This window comes from Bradyrhizobium sp. 172, from assembly GCF_023101065.1.
GTDB classification, from domain to species: Bacteria; Pseudomonadota; Alphaproteobacteria; order Rhizobiales; family Xanthobacteraceae; genus Bradyrhizobium; species Bradyrhizobium canariense_D.
Genome location: NZ_CP064701.1, coordinates 3,235,570 through 3,256,670 on the forward strand (window position 1 = coordinate 3,235,570; position 21,101 = coordinate 3,256,670).

Here is a 21,101-nt window from a genome sequence, read left to right on the forward strand (position 1 = left end):
ACGACGCAGATTGACTAAGGCGTCTCAACTTGCGGTCGGCAAAACATTCTTATGTCCAGTTAGTGCCTTCGAGAGAAAGGTGGTTCAATACGATTTGTCGATTGTCTTGAGAGCGCCCTCAGGAAGGACATCATTCAGAAGGCTGAGGAAATCCCGCTGTGCGAGGTCGCGCGCGCGATCGACCAAAAAGGGGATCGGGCTGGACGGCTCCGCGGTTCGGAAAAACGACGCCACCTTCGTCAGCAGACCCAAGGCCTGCGCTCTAGTTTCCACCGAAAAAACAATATCTTGGGCGCTCTCATCCGTCGTTGATGAGAGCGGGGTCGCGAGCTCCGCCATCCGTTCGATCGGCAGGTCGAAGACTTTGTCCCGCCCGATGTTGATGGCAGCGCTCTCCACGTGGGACGGCACCAGCATCCGCATCACTTCAATAAATGATTTGCCGACCATCTCCTGCGCTTGACGTACCAGCAACAGCGCCGGGTTGGATGGTTCCATTCGGGCAAAATAGGCGGCCGCTGCGCCGAGCGCTGCGGACGCCTGTGCAGATGAAGCAAACATCGTGGTTGCGTCCAACGGCACCTGCGTATCGAGGGGACCGGCATCTTCCGCAGTTGCGGCAATCGCCACCGGATCACGCAATGCGACAAGACCCGCAAGCCAGGCAGCCATGCCGTCAACCAAGCCGGAGAGCCTGTCGAGGCTGATAGGTTGCCCCGAATTCATCTTCTCACGCCAGGTCGCCTTGATACCTGCGATTTCAGCAGCGACCGCGGAGCACCGCGCGCTGATTGCCTTGAGAGTATCGAGATCCGTCTCGCTGACGATGCGCTCGATAGTCGCGAGATCGAGCCCGTCGGCGTCGGCATCGCCGGCGGGAATTTCGCCTTGCGCGATTTGATAGGCACGGTAGTGGAGGTTGCCGTGTCTGCGGTTCTCGATCAGGGGGAGGAACTGGAGCGGGTTGATCACGGTCGGAAACACGTCGATTGCTTCGACCGTGACGGCCCGAAGCGCGTAGTCGCCGTTCTCGCCCCTCGGATGTACCGCTTCCCACTGCTCGCGCAGCAGCAAGTTGGTCGCCCTCAGGCAGTTAAGAAAGCCGTCGAGATCGCGGTTGAGGATTGAAAACTTCGCGAGCAGCAGGTTTAGGCGCAGATCGCGGGTACGCGCCAGGAGGGGCTGTGCAGCGGCAAATTGGCCGGCAAAATCGACTGCCTTTGGATCGAAGCGTCCACGCTCCCCATTGGCATTGACGACCTCGAAGAACGACATTGGCAGCAGGGATTCCGCACCTGCGAAGAAGTTCAGATATTGGACGTCTCCGATGGCGTCGAGATCCGGTCCGCAGGGATCGTCAGCGGTAATGGGCAGCGTCAGGGAGGCGACATCAAGCATGCGAGGATCGTCCATCTGCTCGGTCACGGCCCCGCTGCCGAGCCGTGACGACTAAGGGATCGCGCGGGGCGCATGATCCGATTCTATACCTATGGGTCAGATGCCTGCTGATCTTGGTTCATTCCCGAAGATCATGCCATTTTCCCGTGAACCGGCAAGCTCTTGGAGCCGACTACTTGATGGCCGGGGTGGTTCTTTGGACGGCTGTCGTGAAACGTCAGGAGGCCAGCCCCGGGGCGGACTTGCCGGCACTGCCAATTGGCGGGGCAGGATTTCCGCGGATCTTGCATACGTCTGATCAGCTCTTTGCAGCGGGTCATTCGATCGAAGGAGGGAGTTTAAGCCCACATGGGCCAGCTTACTCAGGATACCCGCCTCTGCGAACTCAAGACGCCTCTTGGCAAGGACGTTCTGGTTTTTGCCGGATTCGAGGGCTCGGAAGGTCTCAGCGAACTGTTCGAGTATCGCATAGAGTGTCTCAGTGAGGATGCCGACCTCGACTTCGACCGAGCCATCGGTCAGCAATGCACGCTGACCATAAAGCTGCATGAAAAGGAGCGCGAGTTCAGTGGCATTCTGACAGAGGCCCAGTGGCTCGGGGTAAGGAACGACTATTTCAGCTACCGGATCGTGCTGAGGCCCTGGTTTTGGCTGTTGTCGCGGACCACCGATTGCCGGATCTTTCAGGACAAGAAAGCGCCCGACATCATCAAGGAGGTGTTCAACGAACGCGGCTTCACCGATTATGAATCCAAACTGACCGAAGAGGGGTCCTGTCCGAAGCTCGAATATTGCGTTCAGTACCGCGAGACTGACATGAATTTCGTGTGCCGGCTGATGGAACAGCACGGCATCTACTACTTCTTCAAACACGAGGGCGGCAAACATACGCTGGTGTTGGCGGATTCCAAATCGTCGCATAGCCCGATCAACGGTCTTGCTACGATTCCCTATATCCCGTTAACGGGGGCCGATCGTCGAGGCGAGCAGCATATCTACGAATGGGTCTCGGAGCGCCGGTTTCGAACCGGCAAGATCGAGCTTAACGACTACAACTATCAAAAGCCCAACGCGCAGATGATCAGCGACGCCAAGGGCTCCGAGCACTACACCCGGTCGGAGATGGAGTTTTACGACTATCCAGGGAAGTTCAAGGAAAAATCCGACGGCGAGCGCTACGCGAAGATCCAGCTCCAGGCCGAGCAGGCAATGGACCGAAGGCGCCGCGGCAACGGCGACGCCGTCAACCTGTTCCCCGGTGGGTTAACGAAGCTTGAAAAGCACTCCAAGGATTCGCAGAACGTGGAATATCTCGTGGTGCGAGCCACGCACTCGTTCTCGATCGAATCTTATCGCACCGGAGGTCCGAGCGACGCCGGGCAACACGTCTATTTCGGCAGCTACGAGTTTCTGCCGAGCGATCGGCCGTTTCGAGCGCCAATGACGACGCCGAAGCCAAGGATCAATGGCATCCAGACTGCCAAGGTAGTGACCAAAGACGACAATTCGAGCGAGGAAATCGACGTCGAGTCGCTCGGCGAAATCTATGTCCGCTTTTTCTGGGATCGCAAGAAGAAGCGGTCGTGCCGGTTGCGCGTCGCCCAGGTTTGGTCCGGCAAGCGCTGGGGCGGTCAGATCATTCCGCGTGTCGGACAGGAAGTCGTTGTCGAGTTCCTGGAAGGGGATCCGGACCGGCCCCTGGTGATTGGCACCGTGTACAACGACGAATACAAGCTGCCTTACGATCTGCCGTCGAAAAAGACGATTGGCGGCTTGAAGTCGGACTCCACCAAAGGTGGCGGCGGCTTCAACGAGTGGAGCTTCGAGGACAAGAAGGGGTCCGAGAAGATCACGGTGCATGCCGAGAAGGACCATGACGTGACGGTCCGGGACACCGAGACACGGACCATCGGCGAAGCTGCATTCGGCGGCGATACCCGCAAGACCACGCTCAAGAAAGGCAATGACAAACTCGATATCGAATTGGGCGGTCAACACATCACGCTGGCCATGGACCAGTCTGTCAATGCGGGCATCAGCATCACGCTCACGGCCAGCGCCAATATCACCCTGCAGGTTGGTCCCAGCCAGATTATCCTGACCCCGGCGGGCATCGTCATCAACGCGCCGACGATCGCCATGACAGCGCAGGCCGGCATGGCGCTTGCTGCCGGCGGTCCGCTGGTCGCTCACGGCACTCCAACTCTTGTCGGCTGACGATCATGGGGCAGGTTCGATTCGGAACGGTACAGGATCTGTTTCAGGCCTATCCGTTGGCGCGCTATGATGTCGGCAGAGCCGACGCTGACAAGCCTTCGCTGGATTTCCTTCAGGAGGCCGCCGACGCGTGCAATTGGCACCCGGCCGTGTCTTATTGTGCATACCTACTTCCAAGGCGTGTGGCAATTGGCTGGGGATGTCGCTCTCTGCGGCGGATGTTCGATCATTTCGATGCCAGCGATAGCAGGTCGCTCAATATTGTGGAGACCTGGGTCCGGCAACCGGACGAGCAGTCCCGGAACAAGGCGCTGGCTGTCGGCAATGCCAACGATCCTGAGCAGCCGGCAACGTGGCTGGCGCTGGCGGCCGGCTGGTCCGGCGGAAGCGTGGTTCCCCCGGAATTTGCGCCCGTGGAAGCCAAGCCAGATCAGGCCGCACGGGCGGTGCGTACAGCACTGCTGATTGGCCTCTGCCGGCTCCCTCGTGACTTCCGGGACCAGATAATGACGTCGTGCCTGGAGGATGGTATTCAATTGGCACGCGGCGAACCGCGCCCTCCGCGCTAACGAGACGATGTGATGGTGCTTCGCTTTAATATCGAGAACGAACCGAATCTTCCGGACGGCGGACCTGTGACGTTTACGGTCACCGGCAGGCGTTCGGTCGATATTGGCCGGGACCGTCACCTCGACTGGACGCTGCCGGATCCGGCGCGGACTATTTCCGGAAAGCATTGCGAGGTGCACTTTCGCGACGGTGGCTATTGGCTGCACGACGTCTCGACCAACGGCACCTTTCTCAATGGTGCCGACCAGCGCATGCGGGGGCCGCACCGCTTGCGCGACGGCGATCGGCTCACGATCGGCCACTACATCATCGGAGTTTCGCTGGAGGATGAGGCTGGCGGGCGTATCCCAAATCAAGCGGCGCAACTGCACGAACCCTCGGTCCAGCAGCATGCGGATTACGGAGAGCTTTGGACGGCCGATCGTGACGTTCCGCCGCCGATCGATCCGCAACTGTTGAAGAAGCCACGCGAGGCGGCGCGGCCCGTCAATCCGGGGTTCCTTGATTGGGCAGCGAGCGTGCCGGCGCCGGGTGTAGACCCATTTCGATGGTCATCGCCGACGTCTACGTCCCAACCGTCCGTGCAGGACGATGACATGAACTGGGCAGCCGGTCCGGTCACCGCGCCGAAACCGCAAGTCGAGCGCCCGCAAGCCATCCCGACTCCACGCCGGCCGTCGGTTTGGATCGATGATGAACCAGTCGCTGCCCAGCCGCCAACATCGCCATCGCACCCGCAGGTCGAGACGGCGCAAGCAGCAGACGAGCGACCTGTCGCGGCCAAGCCAGTCGGTGGTACCGAGTTCGCGCGACTGGTGGCGCGCGCTGCGGGATTGCCGGAGAATTTCTTCGCCAGCAAGTCCGATGCCGAACTCGCCGAACAGCTCGGCATCATCTTGCGTATGACCGTGGACAATCTGATGGCGCTGCTGCAAGCGCGAACCCAAGCCAAGCAGCTGACCCGTAGCACCAGCCAGACCACCGTCCAAGCCCTCGAAAATAATCCGCTGAAATTCTCGCCGACCTCGGAGGAAGCGATGCGCATTCTCTTTGGGCCGCCGACACGCAGCTATCTCGATGCACAGCGCGCCTTTGCACAGGGCTTCAGTGATCTCAAGTCACATCAGTTGAGAACCTATATGGCGATGCAGCACGCTGTCCATGAGCTGATTGCGGGCATAGATCCGACGCTGATGGCGCGCGAGCTCGAGCTTCAGCGTGGCGCAAGCTCCTGGCTCGGCACGAACAAGGGCAAACTCTGGGACGAGTTCTTGACGCGCTGGAAAGCGCATCTTGGCCGCGACAACAACGCCCCGATCGAAACCTTTATGTTGCTTTTCTCGAACTATTACGACCGCGGTGATAAGCCCGGCTCAAAGTAAACTCTCGGCGACCACGAGGTTGCCTACAATTTCTAAGTGGATATAGGAATGTCTTGGTACAGCAAGGTCTTCTGGTCGGAAGGTTTGTTTCTGCGGCCGCATCATCTGCAGCAGAACGACCGCTACATCGAACACTTGCTGGAAAAGCGCGTTCGCTACACGACACCATACCCTTGGGGCTTTGCCGAGCTAGAGATCGATAGGGATCTTACCGAACAGAGCAAATTCGCGGTGCGCAGTGCGTCCGGCCTCATGCCGGACGGTACGCCGTTCGATATCCCTGCGGACAGCCCAATACCCGAATCGATCGAGGTGCCGGAGACGGCTGCAGGCCAGATCGTCTGGCTGATGATGCCGGTCGCGGCGCCAAACACCCGCGAGGTCGACGAGGACCGCACCGACAGCGCCAGTCGTTATGTTCGCACTTCGGAAACCTTCATCGACTCGACCTCGGCGCTCCGCATCGAGGAAGAGATCGACATCGCTTATCCGCGCCTGTCTTTCGAACTGCGCAAGACAAGCAAGCCCGGATACATGGGCCTGGGCATCGCGCGCATTCTGGAGGTGCGCGACAAGAACATCCTGTTCGACGACAAGTTCGTGCCGCCGATGCTGGTCTGCGCCGCGCATCCGATCATCGATGGCTGGCTCAACCGCATCATCGGCTGGGTTGAGACTAAACTCGACGAGTTGGCGCGTTACGCCGTCGATCCGTCATCCGGTGGTGGGTTGCAGAGCGTCGACTATCTGGTCCTGCAAGTGCTGAACCGTACCATTCCCGTGCTGACTCATTTCCAGCGCTCCGGCAGCGTTCACCCGGAGCGCCTGTACGAGGAATTGCTGAGGTTCGCGGGTGAACTTGCGACGTTTTCCACGGCGGAACGGCGGGCGCGCAACTATCCGGCGTACAATCACGACGATCTCGAGAACGTCTTCACACCCTTGGTGAGCGACATCCAGGACTTCTTGAGCGCGCGGCTGGGTCGGCGGGCGATCCGCCTGGAGATCATCGAGCGCGCACAGAATGCGTTCGTATCGCCGATCCGCGATCGAGCGCTATTCCGAAATGCGACCCTGGTGCTGGAAGTTGCCGCACGGCGGCCGCTTGTGGAGATCCAGAACGATTTCCCGCACCTGTTCAAGGTCGGGCCGAACACAAAGATGAACGAGATCGTGCACGCAAACCTGCCGGGCCTCACGTTGGCGCATTTGCCGACGCCGCCGCCGCATATCCGGGCCATCACGGATCACGTCTATTTCTATCTCGACCGCAAGTCACCGCTGTGGCCCGAGTTCAGTACGGCTGCGTCGATCGGAATGCATTTTTCCGGCGACTGGCCCGAGCTTGAGCTGTATCTTTGGGCTATCCTGGAAGACAGGCCATGAGCGACAAGGACAAGCCGGTCAATCCTTTCGGGCGGGGCGAACGGACGATCATCCGTCCCAACCCCGGCGGGAAGTTGCCGCCGGCGCCGATCTCTCAACCTCCGCCGGGTGGGGGGCCCGCAGCACGCCCAGCCTATTCGCCATCACCCGTACCCTCTCCCGGCACGCCGGCCCCACCACCATCCTTTTCGCCCGTTCCACAGGGCTCGAACTACGCCTCCGCGCCGGCCAGCCATCCAGCCGAGGAATGGATTTCGACACCCGCGCAAGGCCAGGTGCCGCAACCCTTGATGCCGCCAGGGCCGCCGTTGCGCGTTGACGATCTGGTCGCGCCAAATGCCAATCCGGTGATGCGCGCTGCGGGCCCGTTGCTGCAACTGCTCGGTCGGTTGCGTGTGGCGCTCATGCGAGCGTCATTCGCCAGCCTGATGGAGCAGGTCGCAGACGCGATCAAATTCTTTGAGAAGGACATCCGTTCAGCGGGCATTTCCGAGCACCAGGCCAACACAGCAAAATACATCCTGTGTGCCACTGCTGACGATATCGTGCAGCACATCCCAACCGAAGAGCGTCACGTCTGGACGCAATATTCGATGCTGAGCCGGTTCTTCGGCGAGCGTGTCGGCGGCGTCCGTTTCTTTGAGATCCTCGACCATTTGAAGGTTGATCCACTGGTCAACTATCCGGTCCTCGAACTTCAGCACGCCTGCCTTGCGCTTGGTTTTCAGGGCATCCACCGGACGTCAGGGGGCGGACTTGCGAACCTGCAACTGATCCAGCGCAACCTCTATGAATTGCTGCGCCGGGTTAGACCGAAAACGATGAGCGACCTGTCGCCCAACTGGCGCGGGCAGGCGCTGGCGGGGCGCCGGCAGCGTCTGCGTGTTCCGGTTTGGCTCGTGGCAGCCGTGGTCGCCGCGCTGCTGACCGGGTCCTATTTCGTTCTGCGGACGCTCCTCGCTGGACGGGCAGAGAATGCTGCTGAGGTGGCGCTCGCGCTCCATCCGGCCGGTCCGATCGAACTCAAGCGTCAGGTCGTTGCACCACCCCCACCGCCGCCGCCTCCGCCGCCGCCGGATCGCATTACCCAGTTGCAACGCATCCGCAATGCACTCGCGAAGGAGAACACCGCCTGCGCCATGACGGCGGACCAGACCCCCAGCTTCATCGTGATCAGGGTCTGCGACCTGGCCTTGTTTGCGTCGGGCCAAGCGACCATCCTCGACGGCTTTAAGCCGATCGCTCTCCGCGTCGCAGCAACCCTCGACAAGGAGCCGGGACGGATCCGGGTCGTCGGCCATACTGACAGTTCGCCGATCCGCACAGTCCGCTTCCCGACCAATTTCGAGTTGTCGGTCGAGCGCGCCAAGGCGGTTGCCGCGGCACTGAAACCTGGCTTGAACGATGGTTCGCGCGTCGACGTCGAGGGCAAGGGAGCAGATGCGCCGATTGCCAACAACACAACGCCGGAGGGACGTGCCAAGAACCGGCGCGTCGAGATCTTTATCGAACGCAGCGAATAGGCACACACCGCCGGATCAGGTGGTTTTGCGACGGGTACGGTTAGATGCTTGCCAAGGACATTCTTCGCATCGTTCTCTACGGGGTCGGGCTCAGCTCGCTCGGAGCGGTGATCTATTTCGCCGGTCCCTTCATCGCATTCGGCGATTGGCGGCCGCTGGAGAACCATATCGTCCGGCAGATCGCTATTCTGCTGCTCACCACGGCCGTGGCAGGCATCGTTGGCCTCAATCTGTTCAAGCGGCGCAAGGGTGCCAAGGAGATTGCCGATGGTATCGCTGGTGCAGACCAGCCCGTCAGCGATGAACCAGTGCTCAAGGAGCGCATGAAGGATGCGCTCGCGACGCTGAAGACCGCCAGCGGCAACAAGTCGGGCTATCTCTACGATCTCCCCTGGTACGTCATCATCGGTCCGCCCGGCGCCGGCAAGACCACGGCGCTTGTCAATTCCGGGCTCAAATTTCCGCTCGCGCGCGGGGCAACGCCCGCGGCGATCGCAGGGGTCGGCGGTACCCGCTACTGCGATTGGTGGTTTACAGAGGAGGCGGTGCTGATCGATACCGCCGGCCGCTACACCACCCAGGACTCCAACAGCAAGGCCGACAAGGACAGCTGGCTGGCGTTCCTGGACATCCTGAAGAAAAGCCGGTCGCGCCAACCGATCAACGGCGTTCTTGTCGCCATCAGTATCGAAGACATCCTGACGCTGCCGAAGCAGGAGCTCGCACTTCATGCCGATGCCATCAGGATGCGCCTGCTCGAGCTGCATCAGAGACTCAAGGTCAGCTTCCCAGTCTACGCGCTATTTACCAAAGCGGATCTCGTTGCCGGCTTCACCGAGTATTTCGCCTATCTCGGGGAGGCCGGCCGCCGTCAAGTCTGGGGTGCCACGTTCCAGACCGCCGACAAGACCCAGAATCTGGTTGGGCAGATCCCGTTCGAGTTCGACCGTCTGCTGGAGCGCCTGAGCGAAGAGACGCTCGACCGTCTGCAGGACGAGCCGACGCCCCAGCACCGCGTGCAATTGTTCGGTTTTCCGGCACAGATGGCGCGGCTCAAGCCTCAGATCCACGATTTCCTCAACCTGATCTTCGAGCCGACGCGCTATCACGTGAACGCGAACCTGCGCGGATTCTACTTTACTTCGGGTACGCAGCAGGGCACGCCGATCGATCAATTGATCGGGTCGCTGGCGCGCACGTTCGGCGCTGAGGAAGTCGGTTCCGGATCCTATTCGGGCACGGGCAAGAGCTTCTTCCTTGCCGATCTGATTTCCAAGGTCATCATCGGCGAGGCCGACTGGGTCTCGACTGACCGTGCCGCGGTGCGCCGCGCGCTGGTCCTGAAGACCGCAGCCCTGTCATTGATCGGTCTGGTCTCGATCGGGCTGATCGCAGCTTGGCTGGTGAGCTACAAGCGGAACGCCGATTTGATCGAGCAAAGCCTGCAGGCGGATAGCGAGTATGCAACCGCCGGCGCGGCACTTATCAAGCAGACGTTGATTGCCGATCATGATCTCGACAAGGTGCTGCCGCTACTCTACCGGCTTCGCAACGCCCCGGCGGGCTACGGATCGCGCGGCGAATCGGTGCCTCTGTCGGCTCGCTACGGGCTCAGTCAGCGCGCCCGGCTGCTGTCGCCCTCGAAAGCGGCCTATCACACCGCGCTTGAACGCATGTTCCGACCGCGCCTGCTGTATCGCCTGGAAGAGCAGCTCAATGCGCGCATAAACGAGCCTGCCTTCGTCTATGAGGCGCTCAAGGTCTATCTGATGATCGGTGGCCTGCAGTCGCCGGATCGCGAGTTGATCCGCTCCTGGATGCAACGTGACTGGGCGGATAATCTCTATCCTGGCGCCACCAACGCAGAAGGGCGGCGTCTGCTCGACGAGAACCTCGTGGCAATGTTCGACCTCGAGACCGAACAGCCGCCCTTGGTCGAACTCGACGGCCGGTTGATCAAGCAGGCCCAGAACTCCTTGGCGCGCCTGAGCGTGTCGCAACGAGCGTACGAGTTTCTGAAATCGGAGGCTCGCGCGTCGATCGCCGGCGACTGGATCGCCGGCCGCCATGGCGGACCCGACATGGGTGTCGTGTTCGAAACCACGACCGGGCAGCCTTTGGACGCCGTGCGGGTACCTGAGTTCTTCACGTATAACGGCTTCCATCAGAAGTTCGTCGCCCGGCTGTCCGGATTGTCTGAGCGGATGAAGCGGGAGCGATGGGTTTTGGGGGATGCCGGCCAGCAGTCGGCCATCAACCAGCAGTACGACAATCTGGCCGGCGATCTGCTCAGCATCTATTCAAACGATTTCGTGACGACCTGGCGAACGGCGCTCGGGAGCCTGCGCCTGAAGAAGCTGCTCGCCGACAAACCGAAATATGAGGTGCTTCGGGCGCTTTCGGCGCCGACCTCGCCGATGCGGCAAATTCTGGAGTCGGTGCGCGACGAGACGGTGCTGACCAAGGAACGGGCGAAGAGCGCTTCGGCGCCAGCTGCCGCATCGGCGCCAGCACTCTTCACGAATGCTCAGGATGGACCGCCTGGCACGATGATCGAAGCACAGTTCAAGCCTTACCACGCAGCGCTCGAAGGCGAGAGCACCCGCCGGCCAATCGACTCGACCGTCGCGAACCTGAACGACATCGCGCAGAACCTGACGCTGATCATCGAGAATCCCCAACTGACCGCACAAGCCACAGCTGCGCTCCAGAACCAGGTCGCAGCGCTCCGCAACAACGCCTCGCGCATGCCGCCGCCATTCTCCGATATGTTGCGAGCAGCAGCCGCGGAGTTCGAAGGTAGCATCGCGGCTTCAACCGCCGGACAAATCCTGCAAACGTTGCGCGATCAGGTCACGCCGGTCTGCCAACAGACCGTGACTAATCGCTACCCGTTTATCCGCGGCAGCGGCCAGGAAGTTCCGCTCGCGGATTTTGCCAAATTGTTCAGTCCGAATGGCGTTATGGACAGGTTCTTCACCCAGTACCTGGCACCTTATGCCGACACGTCGCGGTCGGACTGGGCTTGGCGAAAGGAGAGCCCCGTTGGTCGGTCGTTCTCGCCCGAGACGCTCAAACAATTCCAGAATGCGGCTTATATCCGGGATGCGTTCTTCCAGACGGGCGGCGGTGTGCCCGCCGTTTCATTCGCGATCCGACCCCCTGGGGCACCGGGACCAGGCGTGACAGTTAAGACCGAGATCGGTGGCACCACAATTGCGAGCCCAACCATTGCCGGATCGGCCCCTCCGTCCTTGTTCGGCGGGCCGCAACCTACGCCACCGCCACAGCCGCAGACCAACTCGCCGACTACTATCCTATGGCCGGGCCCAGCGCCGCGAACGGCAATTTCAGTCAGTAACGATACCGGCCCGCCATCCGTACTTGAGCGCATTGGTCCCTGGTCGTTGTTTCGGATGTTGGAGGCGGGCTCGTTAGTGGTGAAAGCGGAAACGGCCAGCGCGAGTTTCATCGTCGCCGGGCGCGAGCTCAACTATCAAATTTCGACCGGATCGTTGCGCAACCCGCTGAACCTGTCAGTGCTGCGCGAGTTTCGTTGCCCGACCGGGATATGACCATGCGTTGCGGGATATTCGGCAAAATCGGTGCGAAGCGCGATTTCATCGCGATCGCGACCCCGCGCAGCTTCCTGGAAGCCTGGGAGCCGTGGGTACAGGCTGCGCTGTCAGCAAGTCGCCACCAGCTTGGCCCAGGATGGCAACAGGCCTTTCTGACCGCGCCGGTCTGGCGGTTTTGGCTCGGCGCCGCGATCTGCGGCACGACAGTGGCGGGTGCGATCATGCCCTCGCTCGATGGGGTGGGGCGATACTATCCCTTGACCCTGCATGCGGTGACCGGCGAGGCCGTCTCGCTGCCGCCGCCGAGCATTGATCCGCAGGACGAATGGTTCGGGCAAGTGGAGGCGTTCCTGCTTTCGACCCTGGATCGGGCCGCAACCTTCGAGCAGATCTCCGATGCATTGGATCGGCTTTCGGTGCCACGACTGCAGGAGACCATCACCGGCGATCCGCCGGTCACGTCGCTTGGTACTGCGGCAATGGGGAGGGCTTCGGCGGTCGAAGCCTTCGCGGCGTCGTTTGCAGCACTTTGCGCTGCCAACCCACAGGTCTACGCCGCGGCTAGCTTCTGGTGGACCGCCGGAGGGGAAGGCTTCCCGCCAATGGCGCTGAGTTGTCGCGGATTGCCAGATCCGTTTCACTACGTCACGCTGCTGACCGGTGATCTCGGACCCGCGGCATCCGGGAATGGATGACGCGCGATGGTGCATATTCCGTCCTTGTTCGATGTTGGCAGCGTCACCCATGCCGGACGCGTGCGGGAGCGGAACGAGGATTCATGTTTGGTACGAACCGACGTTGGTCTGTGGGCGGTCGCCGACGGCATGGGGGGGCACGAGGCCGGTGATCTCGCCAGTCGCATCGTAGTGCAGTCGCTCGACGCTATCGCTACACCAGAATCAGCCGCAGACCTGCTGGCGGAATGCGAGGAGCGGCTTTTCAGCGCAAACCAGCAGATACTGGCGCTTAGTCATGAACGACAGGGTGCCACCGTCGGGACAACAGCGGCGGTTCTGCTCGTTCGCGATAACTACTATGCCTGCATATGGGCGGGTGACAGCCGGGTCTACCTTATTAGTCGCGGCGCAATTCGCCAGGTCTCGCATGATCACAGCGAACTGGAGGAGCTGATCGCAAAAGGTGCGCTGTCGCGCGAAGACGTGAATGATTGGCCGAGCAATGCCATTACGCGTGCCGTCGGTGTCGCCGATGATCCGGAATTCGAGGTGGTGACAGGCCCGGCCGAGCCAGAAGATATCTTCGTGATCTGCAGCGATGGCCTGACCAGGCACGTGCAGGACGACGAGATCCTGCAGCACGCGGCTACGCGACGCGCCCAGGCGGCTTGCGATGACATGCTCGCGCTGGCTCTTGATCGTGGCGGGCTTGACAACTTGACGATTGTGATCGTGCGACTACTGACGCCACGATCTCAGGGGACGACAAGATCTCCGCTCAATCGGGAGCCGCAACCATGAGTCCGAGCGATCCGTTCCGATCGTCCTATCACGGCGTGCCGCCCGGCACCCGTCTCAATGGCATTTACGAGATCGAAGCGATGATCGGCGCGGGCGGCATGGGTGAGGTCTACAAATGCCGTGAGATCCAGACTGGATCGCCTATTGCGGTGAAAATGCTACTGCCCGACGTGGTTGATAACGAGGCCGCGCTCGCGCTGTTCCGTCGAGAGGCCGCGGCACTCCACAATCTTCCGCACGACGCGATCGTTCGCTACTTCCTGTTTACCGTCGAGCCGGTGCTGCAGCGACCTTATCTCGCGATGGAGTTCGTGAATGGCCGCTCGCTCTCGAACATGCTCGATGATGGGCCGTTGACCTTCGAGGCGCTGATCAGGCTGAGGCAGCGTGTCGCATTGGGACTGGAGGCCGCACATGAGCACGGCATCATCCATCGCGACGTGTCTCCGGACAACATCATCATTCCGCTCGACGACGTCAGTCGGGCCAAGATCATCGACTTCGGCATCGCTCGGTCGACCCAAATGGGCGACAAAACCATCATCGGCTCGGGCTTCGCCGGCAAGGACAACTACGCATCGCCGGAGCAAGTAGGGTTGTACGGCAATGACGTGACTGCGAAATCCGATGTCTACAGCCTCGGTCTTGTGCTGTTCCATGCGCTGACCGGACAGAAACTCGACATGGGCGGCAGCCAATTTCAACTGGTGGAGAAGCGCCGGCGTGTGCCCGATCTCGGTGGTGTGGATATGCGCATCCGACCTTTGCTGGAGCGGATGCTGCAGCCTGATCCGGCATTGCGCCCCACTATGGGGGAGGTCGCCAGCTGGACGCCAACCGGTTCCGCCCAGACGCCGGCCGCGCCGTTATATGGCTTCGATCCGCTGCGGCGGCCGGAAAGCGCGTCGCCGGCGCCGCAGGACAGGATGCCGGAGATCGCGCGGAGTCCGCGCCGCCTCTGGCTGGGGGCGGGCGCCGCGGCATTGTTGCTGCTGGTCGGCGGTGGTGGATATGCCTTCTACAAGCTGGTTTGGTCAGCGCCAGGCACCGCGGTCTTGTCGCCACCCCCGAAACTCGCCGGAGCAATGGCGCCGCCGAAGGTCGAGCCCGCTGGACCACAGCCCGGACGCCAAGAGCCGGAGAAGTTGCCCGCGCAGCCGACGGCGACGCAGTCTCCGGCACTCGATGGGCCAGGGCGCGCCGAGCGCATCCGCAAATACGTGGCCCAATATTCCGGCGGTGACTGCTTCTTCGTGTTGCCGATTGCCGTGAGCCCAAATGCCGCTGTCATCGAAGGGTTCGGTGCCTCGACCGTCCCATTCGACACGTTCGACAAAGCGTTTCGGCGTGAGCAGGGTTTCGAGGCTTCGATCGGCGTCAGGCAAGTGACCCAGGCGCAATGCCCAGCCGTCAAGTTCTTGAGTCAGGTCGGGAGCGATCAGGCGCGAATGCCACGCATCACCTTGTCAGCGACAGAGCTGAAGGGCGGTGAAACCCTCAATGGGACCATCGAGAACTTTGCCAACCGCGTGGTGGAGCTCCTGATGGTATCTGATCGCGGCGAAGTTCAGAGCCTGTCTTATCTTCTGAAGCCGGGCATCGACTCACTTTCGTTTACGCTCCCGACAGCGCGCGCGAGCGGTCCGCAACTGCTATTGGTCGTGGCGGTCCCGCAGGTTCTCGACTCGTTGCGCCAGCCGCGACCGATCGCCGCCGACACGTTCTTCCTGCAGGCGCTAAGCGAGGCTCAGCGCAATAAGATGACTGTCATCGCGGCCGTGCGCTACGTGCTGCTCACCAATTGACCGGCACGCTCAGAATGTTCCGATCACCAGGATTTTCAGGTCGGCATCCGGCTTGAAGTCGCTTGCCGTATATTCAAGCGTGTTTCCAGTAGCGGACGATGCCTTTAGCCGCCCAGGACAGAAGCTCACCAAGCGGTCGCTGCCGCCTGGGTCGATAGTCAGCTTGAATGACCGGATCGGCCCAGCCCAATTCGCGCCGGTCTTGAGCACGTACGATATGCGCCGCTCCTGGAGATTTGCGCCGTTGGTCTGGTTATTGCCCGTGCGCTTGTCGAGCTCGGCAAGGAACGTATCCTGGATGCAGTATTCTTTCCGGTAACGCGCAACTTCCTGACCGAGTGCGCTGCTGCGGCGCAGGCTCGAGCGCAGAATGGTGTCAGGACTGGAGCCGACGCTCGGCCGGTACTGGTGTTCGACCGTGACGCTGCGCACGGGCGGAAACAACTGCTGGCGCACAGCCGAGGTCTTGACGGTCCACCCCGGCGCATATTGCTGGCGACCGTTGTCGCTCATTCCGGCAGGCATCAGAAGTCCGTCGTCCACAAGCCGGGTCCGGGTCGCCGCGGGCAGGTCGGTCACCCGGATCTCGCGGCCACCAATCGGCAGCAGCGGCAACTTGAGTTCGCGGAGCAGGGCACTGACATCCCTGTTGCCAACCATGGCGCGCTGATCGACGGTCAGCGGCGCCAGGTTGCCATCGACCTTGGTCTCGAATTCGACGAAGTTGATCGGATCACTTGACGGCAATGCAACATTCTCAGCTTCCGACAGGTCGATGTCGGGCAGCGGAAAGGCAACATTAAGCGTGACCGGCTTGGCGGTGAGGTTGGCGAATTGGTAGCGAACGCTGATTCTGTCGAGCGTGATACGAAGGTTCTCGCTCTCCATGGCCACGTCATTGGTGCGTACGAACTGGAGCCCACCGATCGACAATTCCGCAGCCGAGTCGTTGGCGCGTGCCGGCCAGCCTGTCGCAACGAGCAGCGCGACCATCAGGGCCCGTATAAGGAACGACAGTCGGGCGGAGGGTCCGTTCGGCAAGCTAGTCTGTATGCGGCGTCGCAGCATTTGCCGGCTCCATCCGATGCGGGTCAATCGATCGGTTGATAAAGATCGCCCCACTCGGGCTTCCAGACCCCGTCTGGATCGCACACCACGAGCGCGAGCTTGACGTCGTTAGCCAGCCGGATCGCGCCGCGAAAAGCATCCTGAGCCGGCAATTGCGCGCTGACCTGGTCGGTGGTCAGCCGCCCTTGGCTCGCGGCGGCAGGCAGCACGATCGCTCCGGAGGCACCGTCACTGTCGCGTTTCAGGAGCAGCGTGACCGCGTCGGGCTGGACTTCGTTCACTTGCTCAAATCTATTCCGGGCCATGGTTTTCCTCGGCAAGCTGAAGAAATTTCGGACTATCACCGTCCAGTGATAGAATTGAACGCGATTGAGATTGCTCACCACTAATTGACGCGCGGCATCAACGGCATCTCGGATTAGTCGATCCGACGCGGCGATCGGTTCGGGGTACATTGAGGCGAATATGCTTCGTCCAAAACATTGGATCTGGGTCTTCATCGTTAGCGCGGGCATTTTCGGAACCAAGGCGCACGCCGACGATACTGTCGTACGCAGCTTTACCGGCGGTTCGGCTGCTTCCATGGTCGGCATAGTCCCGGCCAGCGAGGACGTGGAACTCGCGGGACCGCAAGCACTCAGCGCCGACGGGCAGGGCAACCTGTTTTTGCTCGATCAGATCAACGGTCGCATCATCCAGTTTGACCCGAAACAGCCAAACTCCGATCCCGACGTCCTCAAGATGCCGAAAGACGTCCAGCCGACCGATCTCGTCGTCCATGAGGACGACATAATGGTTTGGGACGGTGGCGTACGGACGCTGAAGGCGGCGCCGGGGCAATCCACGCGCGGACTCGGCGGTGACGTGATCCAGCTTGAGGAGGTCTCGAGCCGTGGAGCAGACGACCAGGTTGCCGTCTCCGCTTTCGCCCAGATGGGATCGCAGGCACCCGGCAGCGCGGCGGACCTGCTCGATCAGAACACCCGCGCGGCCATCATCAGGACGACCCGGCAGCCTGACCGGCAATACGTGGCTTCTCGAAGCAAGGGCTCGGTGATCGCCGACATCATTCCGGACAAGGGCAATGCCAGCGTCCGGGTCGAGATCCAGACCATGGTCACCAACGAAACCATCGGCCAACTCGGCCTGCGCGTGCGCAACCAGCTCGGCACGGTGGAGTTTCTCGAGATCGACAACAGCGACCGCTTCTACGTGCTGGCCGAGGACGTTCCGCCATCAGGAAAGAACGCCTCCACGTTCGTCGCACGCTATGCCGCGAACGGGCGTCTCGAGGGAATCTATGAGCTTCCTCTGGAAAATACGCCGCTGACCAGACGGTTCGTCACGGTGTCGGGCAGTGGCGATGTCTATTTCCTGCGAACCAAGCCGGACGGTATCGAAGTGATTGGCGTCGGGTTCCGACCTCTGACCAATGCCTCGATTATCGACGTGCGGCCGTCGCGAACGACGACGGCGCCGGCACCACAATCCGGCGTCAAATTTGACGCTTCGGCCGCCGTGAGGCCGTCCAATCGCCAGCAGGCGATCGAGACCGCGTTTGCGTTCGAGGGTATCCAGTGGAAGCTGACGCAGGCGAACTACGGCAACGATCCCGACAGCCAATGCAGCGGCTTCAGCCGTGTTCGTCGGCCGTGGTATCTGCAGGGAAAAGTGAACCAGGAGGTGCGCGGCGTACCGTATTGCTGGGGCTGCCACGGTTCGCTCGCGAACTTCCGGCAGCGGATCGAGAGCGGAACGCTGGCTGGCAATGTGTGCACCCGCAATGCGCCACGGCCCGATGTGGCGGGCGTCGACTGTTCGGCATTCGTCAGCGCCGCGTGGGGGCTCTCCGTCCACTATACGACTGCAGCTATCCCCGCGATCGCTGCGCCCGTGGCAAATCCTTGGGACCTGAGGCCCGGCGATGCGCTGAACAAGCCAGGCTCGCATGTGATGCTGTTCCTGCGGTTCACGCCTGATCGCAAGGCCGAGGTGATGGAATCCTCGACCGGTGGCTGCAACGGCCGCGTCTGTCGCAACGTCTATCCATTGGCGAGCTTGCTCGCGCGCGGCTATGTTCCGGTCCGCTTTCGAGCGTTCGCGGATGATCAGACGACGGTTTCAGCGGGCGCCTATCAGGAGCAGACTGAACAACCGCCGGCGGGCCGCAAAACGGCAGGCAAAAGGCGCTGAACCCAGTGTGTCGCCAGAGCTACAAAATGGGTAGGCATGATGTCGAGGTGGATCACGATGCGGATGCCCAGAGGACTTGACTGCGGGATCGGGCGGCTGTGCGCCACCATCGGGCTCGCCGCGTTGATCGGACTGACAATCCCGCGGGCGCATGCGGCAGGAGATTTGTCGCTCAGCAATCCAGATGGGGCGGCGGTGCGTGCGCTCGTGATCGGGATCGACGACTACCAGCACGTGCGCAAATTGAAGGGTGCGGTCGCTGACGCTACGGACATCGTGACCAGCCTTAAATCCATGGGGGTTGGCGACGTCGTCGAACTGACTAACGCGCAGGCCGACAGGGCAGGCGTCCTGCGCGAGATCAGTGCACTGGTGGAGCGGACCAAGAACAACGACCTCATCTTTCTGTCGATCGCCGGCCATGGCACCCAGGAGCCGGAGCGCGTCAAGGGCGCGGAGCCGGACGGGATGGAGAACGTGTTCCTGCTGCCAGGCTTTGAAACCACGCCAACCGGGTCCGTTGAGCGGGTTCTGGGCAGCGAGTTCAACCATTTCATACGGCAGTTCGAGCTGCGCGGAGCGAGGGTGATCTTCGTGGCTGACACCTGCCACGGTGGCGGTATGGTGCGCGACATCGATCCGCGTGCCGCTGAGATGAGCTTCCGGCAGGTCCCGCGCTACACGTTGCTGGTCGACGAACTGAAGCCGGTGTCGGACAGCAACGATCCGAAGTCTGAACTTGACCTTGACCACACGGCGTTTCTGGCCGCGGTGGACCGCTACACCAAAGCGCCGGAAGTCCGCATCCCTGGCATCGATGGCCTACGCGGGGCTCTCAGCTATGCGGTCGCGCGTGCGGTGGAAGGTAGCGCGGACATCAATCACGATGGGAAGGTGACGCTTAAGGAGCTTTTCAGCAACGTTCGGCAGGTGGTCTATCAGCTCTCGGACCAGCGCCAGAATATCGTGACTGTATCATCGCCAGCTCAGACGCCGGATACCGACGTCGCCTTCGGATTGACGCGCGGTGTCGTGCTGATTCAGGGGCCGGCCGCGAGAGCGGCCTCGGGTCAGGCCGGAGCCGGGGTGCCCGTCGATGGACAGGCGCCCGCACCGCCGGCTGTCACGGCCAAGGCTCCAACCATTCCGACCCTTGCGGGCGCGGCCAAGGAACTTCCGATCGCCGGCGCGCCGGGGCCTCTACGCCTCGTTGCACCAATCCGGCTGGCGGCGCTGGACGGCAAGACTAGCTATTTTGTAAGCGTGAAGCCAAAAGATGTTTCCGTGCAGGCTGTTCAACCGACGGACAATCCCGACCTGATATGGGATCCTGTGTCGCACGACGTGATCGCTTGGGGTGATGTGGTCGCCTACGGGATGGACGTTGCCAGCCTGCCGACGGTGATTGATAGGACTGCGGCAATTCGTGAACTCAAGCGCATTGCGACACGGTCGCCGCAGGTGATGCGTATTTGGCCAGACGATCGCCAACAACGTGCTGGCCAGACCATCGAAGTTGACCTATCTGATGTGGCATCAAGGGCGGTGCTGCTGTTCAATGTGTCCGGCGACGGCACCATCCAATTGTTGTATCCGGTGGGTGCTGATGCGGCGTTGGCCAGATCGGCGAGTTTGCGCCTACCGCTCAGGGTCGGCGAGCCGTTCGGTGCGGAACAGATCGTTGCGGTGACTTCGCAGCAACGCATGGTCGAGCTTGAGACAGCCCTAGTACAGTTCAACCGGCGTCGCGCCTCGGGGCAGGTGATCAAGAGTCTCGAGCGTTACTTGCCCGCGGACGCGCGAATCGCCTCGATCGGCTTCTTCAGTGCTCCCTGACTCTTAGGGGAGCACGCCATGCCGTCATCGCAGTCGATCCGCCGCCAGCGAGCATGGTTCGCATTCCTGCTGCTACAGGCGGGCAGCGGACCTGCGTCCGCAGCACCGTTGCCGACGGGGGCGTTGCATATCGGCACGACGTACGTACCTTGGCTTTGGCCCGCACAAGCGGTGCGCAGGCAGACCAATACCGCGAGTGTGTCCCTTCAGATCCTGCCGAGTCAGACCGTCAACGTCGGCGCCAAGGTCTCGTTCGGCGTCACCGCCAGGAGGCCTGGATATCTCATTCTGGTTGACGTCGACTCGGAAGGGCGGATGTCCCAGATCTTTCCGACCCCCGAGCTATTGGCGCAGTCGAACGAACGCGACATTAATCTCGTCAAGCCGGGTGTCGAATTTGTCGTCCCTGCTCCGGCGGCGCGGCAGCGTGGTTTTGAATATGTCGTCGCACCGCCGACGGGGTCCGCAGTGATGATCGCCATCCTGAGCGAGCTGCGCGTGCAATTGCTCGATTTGCCGGACATGCCTCGCAAGCTGGAAGGTCAGGCGGACGCGTTGAGCTATCTATCGGCCTGGACCAGTGAGCTGCGCGTGCCGGACAACAGCAGCGGAAAGCTTGTGACGAACAATTGGTCGTTCGACGTCAAATCCTATTCCATCAAGTGAG

General features: G+C 61.5%; 15 protein-coding genes. 12 read left to right on the forward strand and 3 right to left on the reverse strand.

Annotated elements, in window-relative coordinates:
* Positions 1 to 84: 84 nt before the first annotated feature.
* Complete coding sequence (locus tag IVB07_RS15495; RefSeq protein WP_247362316.1) at positions 85 to 1,425, reverse strand: type VI secretion system ImpA family N-terminal domain-containing protein; 1,341 nt, start codon at positions 1,423 to 1,425, stop codon at positions 85 to 87.
* A 321-nt stretch (positions 1,426 to 1,746) separates the two neighbouring features.
* On the opposite strand from IVB07_RS15495, the gene tssI reads away from it, so the two are divergent.
* The 9 genes from tssI to IVB07_RS15540 all read left to right on the forward strand — a co-directional run bounded on the left by tssI (position 1,747) and on the right by IVB07_RS15540 (position 15,337).
* Positions 1,747 to 3,615: a type VI secretion system tip protein TssI/VgrG gene (gene tssI / locus IVB07_RS15500; RefSeq protein ID WP_018457631.1), complete on the forward strand. Its 1,869-nt coding sequence runs from the start codon at positions 1,747 to 1,749 to the stop codon at positions 3,613 to 3,615.
* Positions 3,616 to 3,620: 5 nt separating this feature from the next.
* On the forward strand, positions 3,621 to 4,184 hold the full coding sequence (locus tag IVB07_RS15505) for a hypothetical protein (protein ID WP_026233412.1): 564 nt from the start codon (positions 3,621 to 3,623) through the stop codon (positions 4,182 to 4,184).
* Between the two features lie 12 nt (positions 4,185 to 4,196).
* The gene (tagH, locus tag IVB07_RS15510) at positions 4,197 to 5,567 is read left to right on the forward strand and encodes a type VI secretion system-associated FHA domain protein TagH (protein WP_018457629.1); all 1,371 of its coding nucleotides are present in this window, start codon (positions 4,197 to 4,199) and stop codon (positions 5,565 to 5,567) included.
* A gap of 48 nt (positions 5,568 to 5,615) precedes the next feature.
* Positions 5,616 to 6,953 (forward strand): type VI secretion system baseplate subunit TssK, encoded by a 1,338-nt coding sequence (gene tssK, locus IVB07_RS15515; RefSeq protein WP_018457628.1) that lies wholly within the window; start codon positions 5,616 to 5,618, stop codon positions 6,951 to 6,953.
* 290 nt (positions 6,954 to 7,243) lie between these two features.
* The gene (tssL, locus tag IVB07_RS15520; RefSeq protein ID WP_256467656.1) at positions 7,244 to 8,476 is read left to right on the forward strand and encodes a type VI secretion system protein TssL, long form; all 1,233 of its coding nucleotides are present in this window, start codon (positions 7,244 to 7,246) and stop codon (positions 8,474 to 8,476) included.
* A gap of 44 nt (positions 8,477 to 8,520) precedes the next feature.
* Positions 8,521 to 12,051 carry a type VI secretion system membrane subunit TssM gene (gene tssM, locus IVB07_RS15525; protein WP_247362320.1) on the forward strand — a complete coding sequence of 1,177 codons (3,531 nt, stop codon included), beginning with the start codon at positions 8,521 to 8,523 and terminating at the stop codon, positions 12,049 to 12,051.
* Positions 12,048 to 12,749 (forward strand): type VI secretion system-associated protein TagF, encoded by a 702-nt coding sequence (gene tagF, locus IVB07_RS15530; protein WP_018457625.1) that lies wholly within the window; start codon positions 12,048 to 12,050, stop codon positions 12,747 to 12,749. The genes tssM and tagF overlap by 4 nt, the downstream gene beginning before the upstream one ends.
* Before the next feature lie 6 nt (positions 12,750 to 12,755).
* Positions 12,756 to 13,532 (forward strand): protein phosphatase 2C domain-containing protein, encoded by a 777-nt coding sequence (locus IVB07_RS15535; protein ID WP_085348552.1) that lies wholly within the window; start codon positions 12,756 to 12,758, stop codon positions 13,530 to 13,532.
* A complete protein-coding gene (locus tag IVB07_RS15540) occupies positions 13,529 to 15,337 on the forward strand; it encodes a serine/threonine-protein kinase (RefSeq protein ID WP_247362322.1) in 1,809 nt (602 codons plus the stop codon). The genes IVB07_RS15535 and IVB07_RS15540 overlap by 4 nt, the downstream gene beginning before the upstream one ends.
* 9 nt (positions 15,338 to 15,346) lie before the next feature.
* Here the strand turns inward: IVB07_RS15540 and IVB07_RS15545 are convergent, their stop codons facing one another.
* Together IVB07_RS15545 and IVB07_RS15550 are read right to left on the reverse strand one after the other, a co-directional pair.
* The gene (locus IVB07_RS15545) at positions 15,347 to 16,330 is read right to left on the reverse strand and encodes a DUF4424 domain-containing protein (RefSeq protein WP_085383672.1); all 984 of its coding nucleotides are present in this window, start codon (positions 16,328 to 16,330) and stop codon (positions 15,347 to 15,349) included.
* A 98-nt stretch (positions 16,331 to 16,428) separates the two neighbouring features.
* Positions 16,429 to 16,989 (reverse strand): hypothetical protein, encoded by a 561-nt coding sequence (locus IVB07_RS15550; RefSeq protein WP_231191009.1) that lies wholly within the window; start codon positions 16,987 to 16,989, stop codon positions 16,429 to 16,431.
* Here IVB07_RS15550 and IVB07_RS15555 point away from each other — a divergent pair.
* From IVB07_RS15555 to IVB07_RS15565, 3 genes are all read left to right on the forward strand, one after another.
* Positions 16,871 to 18,598, forward strand: coding sequence for a hypothetical protein (locus IVB07_RS15555; RefSeq protein ID WP_247362323.1), 1,728 nt, complete (start codon positions 16,871 to 16,873; stop codon positions 18,596 to 18,598). The two genes, IVB07_RS15550 and IVB07_RS15555, sit on opposite strands and share 119 nt — an antisense overlap.
* Before the next feature lie 57 nt (positions 18,599 to 18,655).
* Positions 18,656 to 20,434, forward strand: a complete 1,779-nt coding sequence (locus tag IVB07_RS15560) for a caspase family protein (protein ID WP_247362325.1) — start codon at positions 18,656 to 18,658, stop codon at positions 20,432 to 20,434.
* A gap of 123 nt (positions 20,435 to 20,557) precedes the next feature.
* Positions 20,558 to 21,100: a DUF4384 domain-containing protein gene (locus tag IVB07_RS15565; protein WP_240543158.1), complete on the forward strand. Its 543-nt coding sequence runs from the start codon at positions 20,558 to 20,560 to the stop codon at positions 21,098 to 21,100.
* Position 21,101 lies beyond the last annotated feature (1 nt).

Bases quoted from the DNA above. Each gene is read 5' to 3' on its own strand.
- tagH (WP_018457629.1), top strand. From the start codon at position 4,197: ATGGTGCTTCGCTTTAATATCGAGAACGAACCGAATCTTCCGGACGGC.
- IVB07_RS15550 (WP_231191009.1), bottom strand. From the start codon at position 16,989: ATGGAAGCAGCCGAACCGCCGGTAAAGCTGCGTACGACAGTATCGTCG.
- tssK (WP_018457628.1), top strand. From the start codon at position 5,616: ATGTCTTGGTACAGCAAGGTCTTCTGGTCGGAAGGTTTGTTTCTGCGG.
- tagF (WP_018457625.1), top strand. From the start codon at position 12,048: ATGACCATGCGTTGCGGGATATTCGGCAAAATCGGTGCGAAGCGCGAT.
- tssM (WP_247362320.1), top strand. From the start codon at position 8,521: ATGCTTGCCAAGGACATTCTTCGCATCGTTCTCTACGGGGTCGGGCTC.
- IVB07_RS15535 (WP_085348552.1), top strand. From the start codon at position 12,756: ATGGTGCATATTCCGTCCTTGTTCGATGTTGGCAGCGTCACCCATGCC.
- IVB07_RS15555 (WP_247362323.1), top strand. From the start codon at position 16,871: ATGCTTCGTCCAAAACATTGGATCTGGGTCTTCATCGTTAGCGCGGGC.
- IVB07_RS15560 (WP_247362325.1), top strand. From the start codon at position 18,656: ATGCGGATGCCCAGAGGACTTGACTGCGGGATCGGGCGGCTGTGCGCC.
- tssL (WP_256467656.1), top strand. From the start codon at position 7,244: ATGCCGCCAGGGCCGCCGTTGCGCGTTGACGATCTGGTCGCGCCAAAT.
- IVB07_RS15540 (WP_247362322.1), top strand. From the start codon at position 13,529: ATGAGTCCGAGCGATCCGTTCCGATCGTCCTATCACGGCGTGCCGCCC.
- IVB07_RS15505 (WP_026233412.1), top strand. From the start codon at position 3,621: ATGGGGCAGGTTCGATTCGGAACGGTACAGGATCTGTTTCAGGCCTAT.
- tssI (WP_018457631.1), top strand. From the start codon at position 1,747: ATGGGCCAGCTTACTCAGGATACCCGCCTCTGCGAACTCAAGACGCCT.
- IVB07_RS15545 (WP_085383672.1), bottom strand. From the start codon at position 16,330: ATGGTCGCGCTGCTCGTTGCGACAGGCTGGCCGGCACGCGCCAACGAC.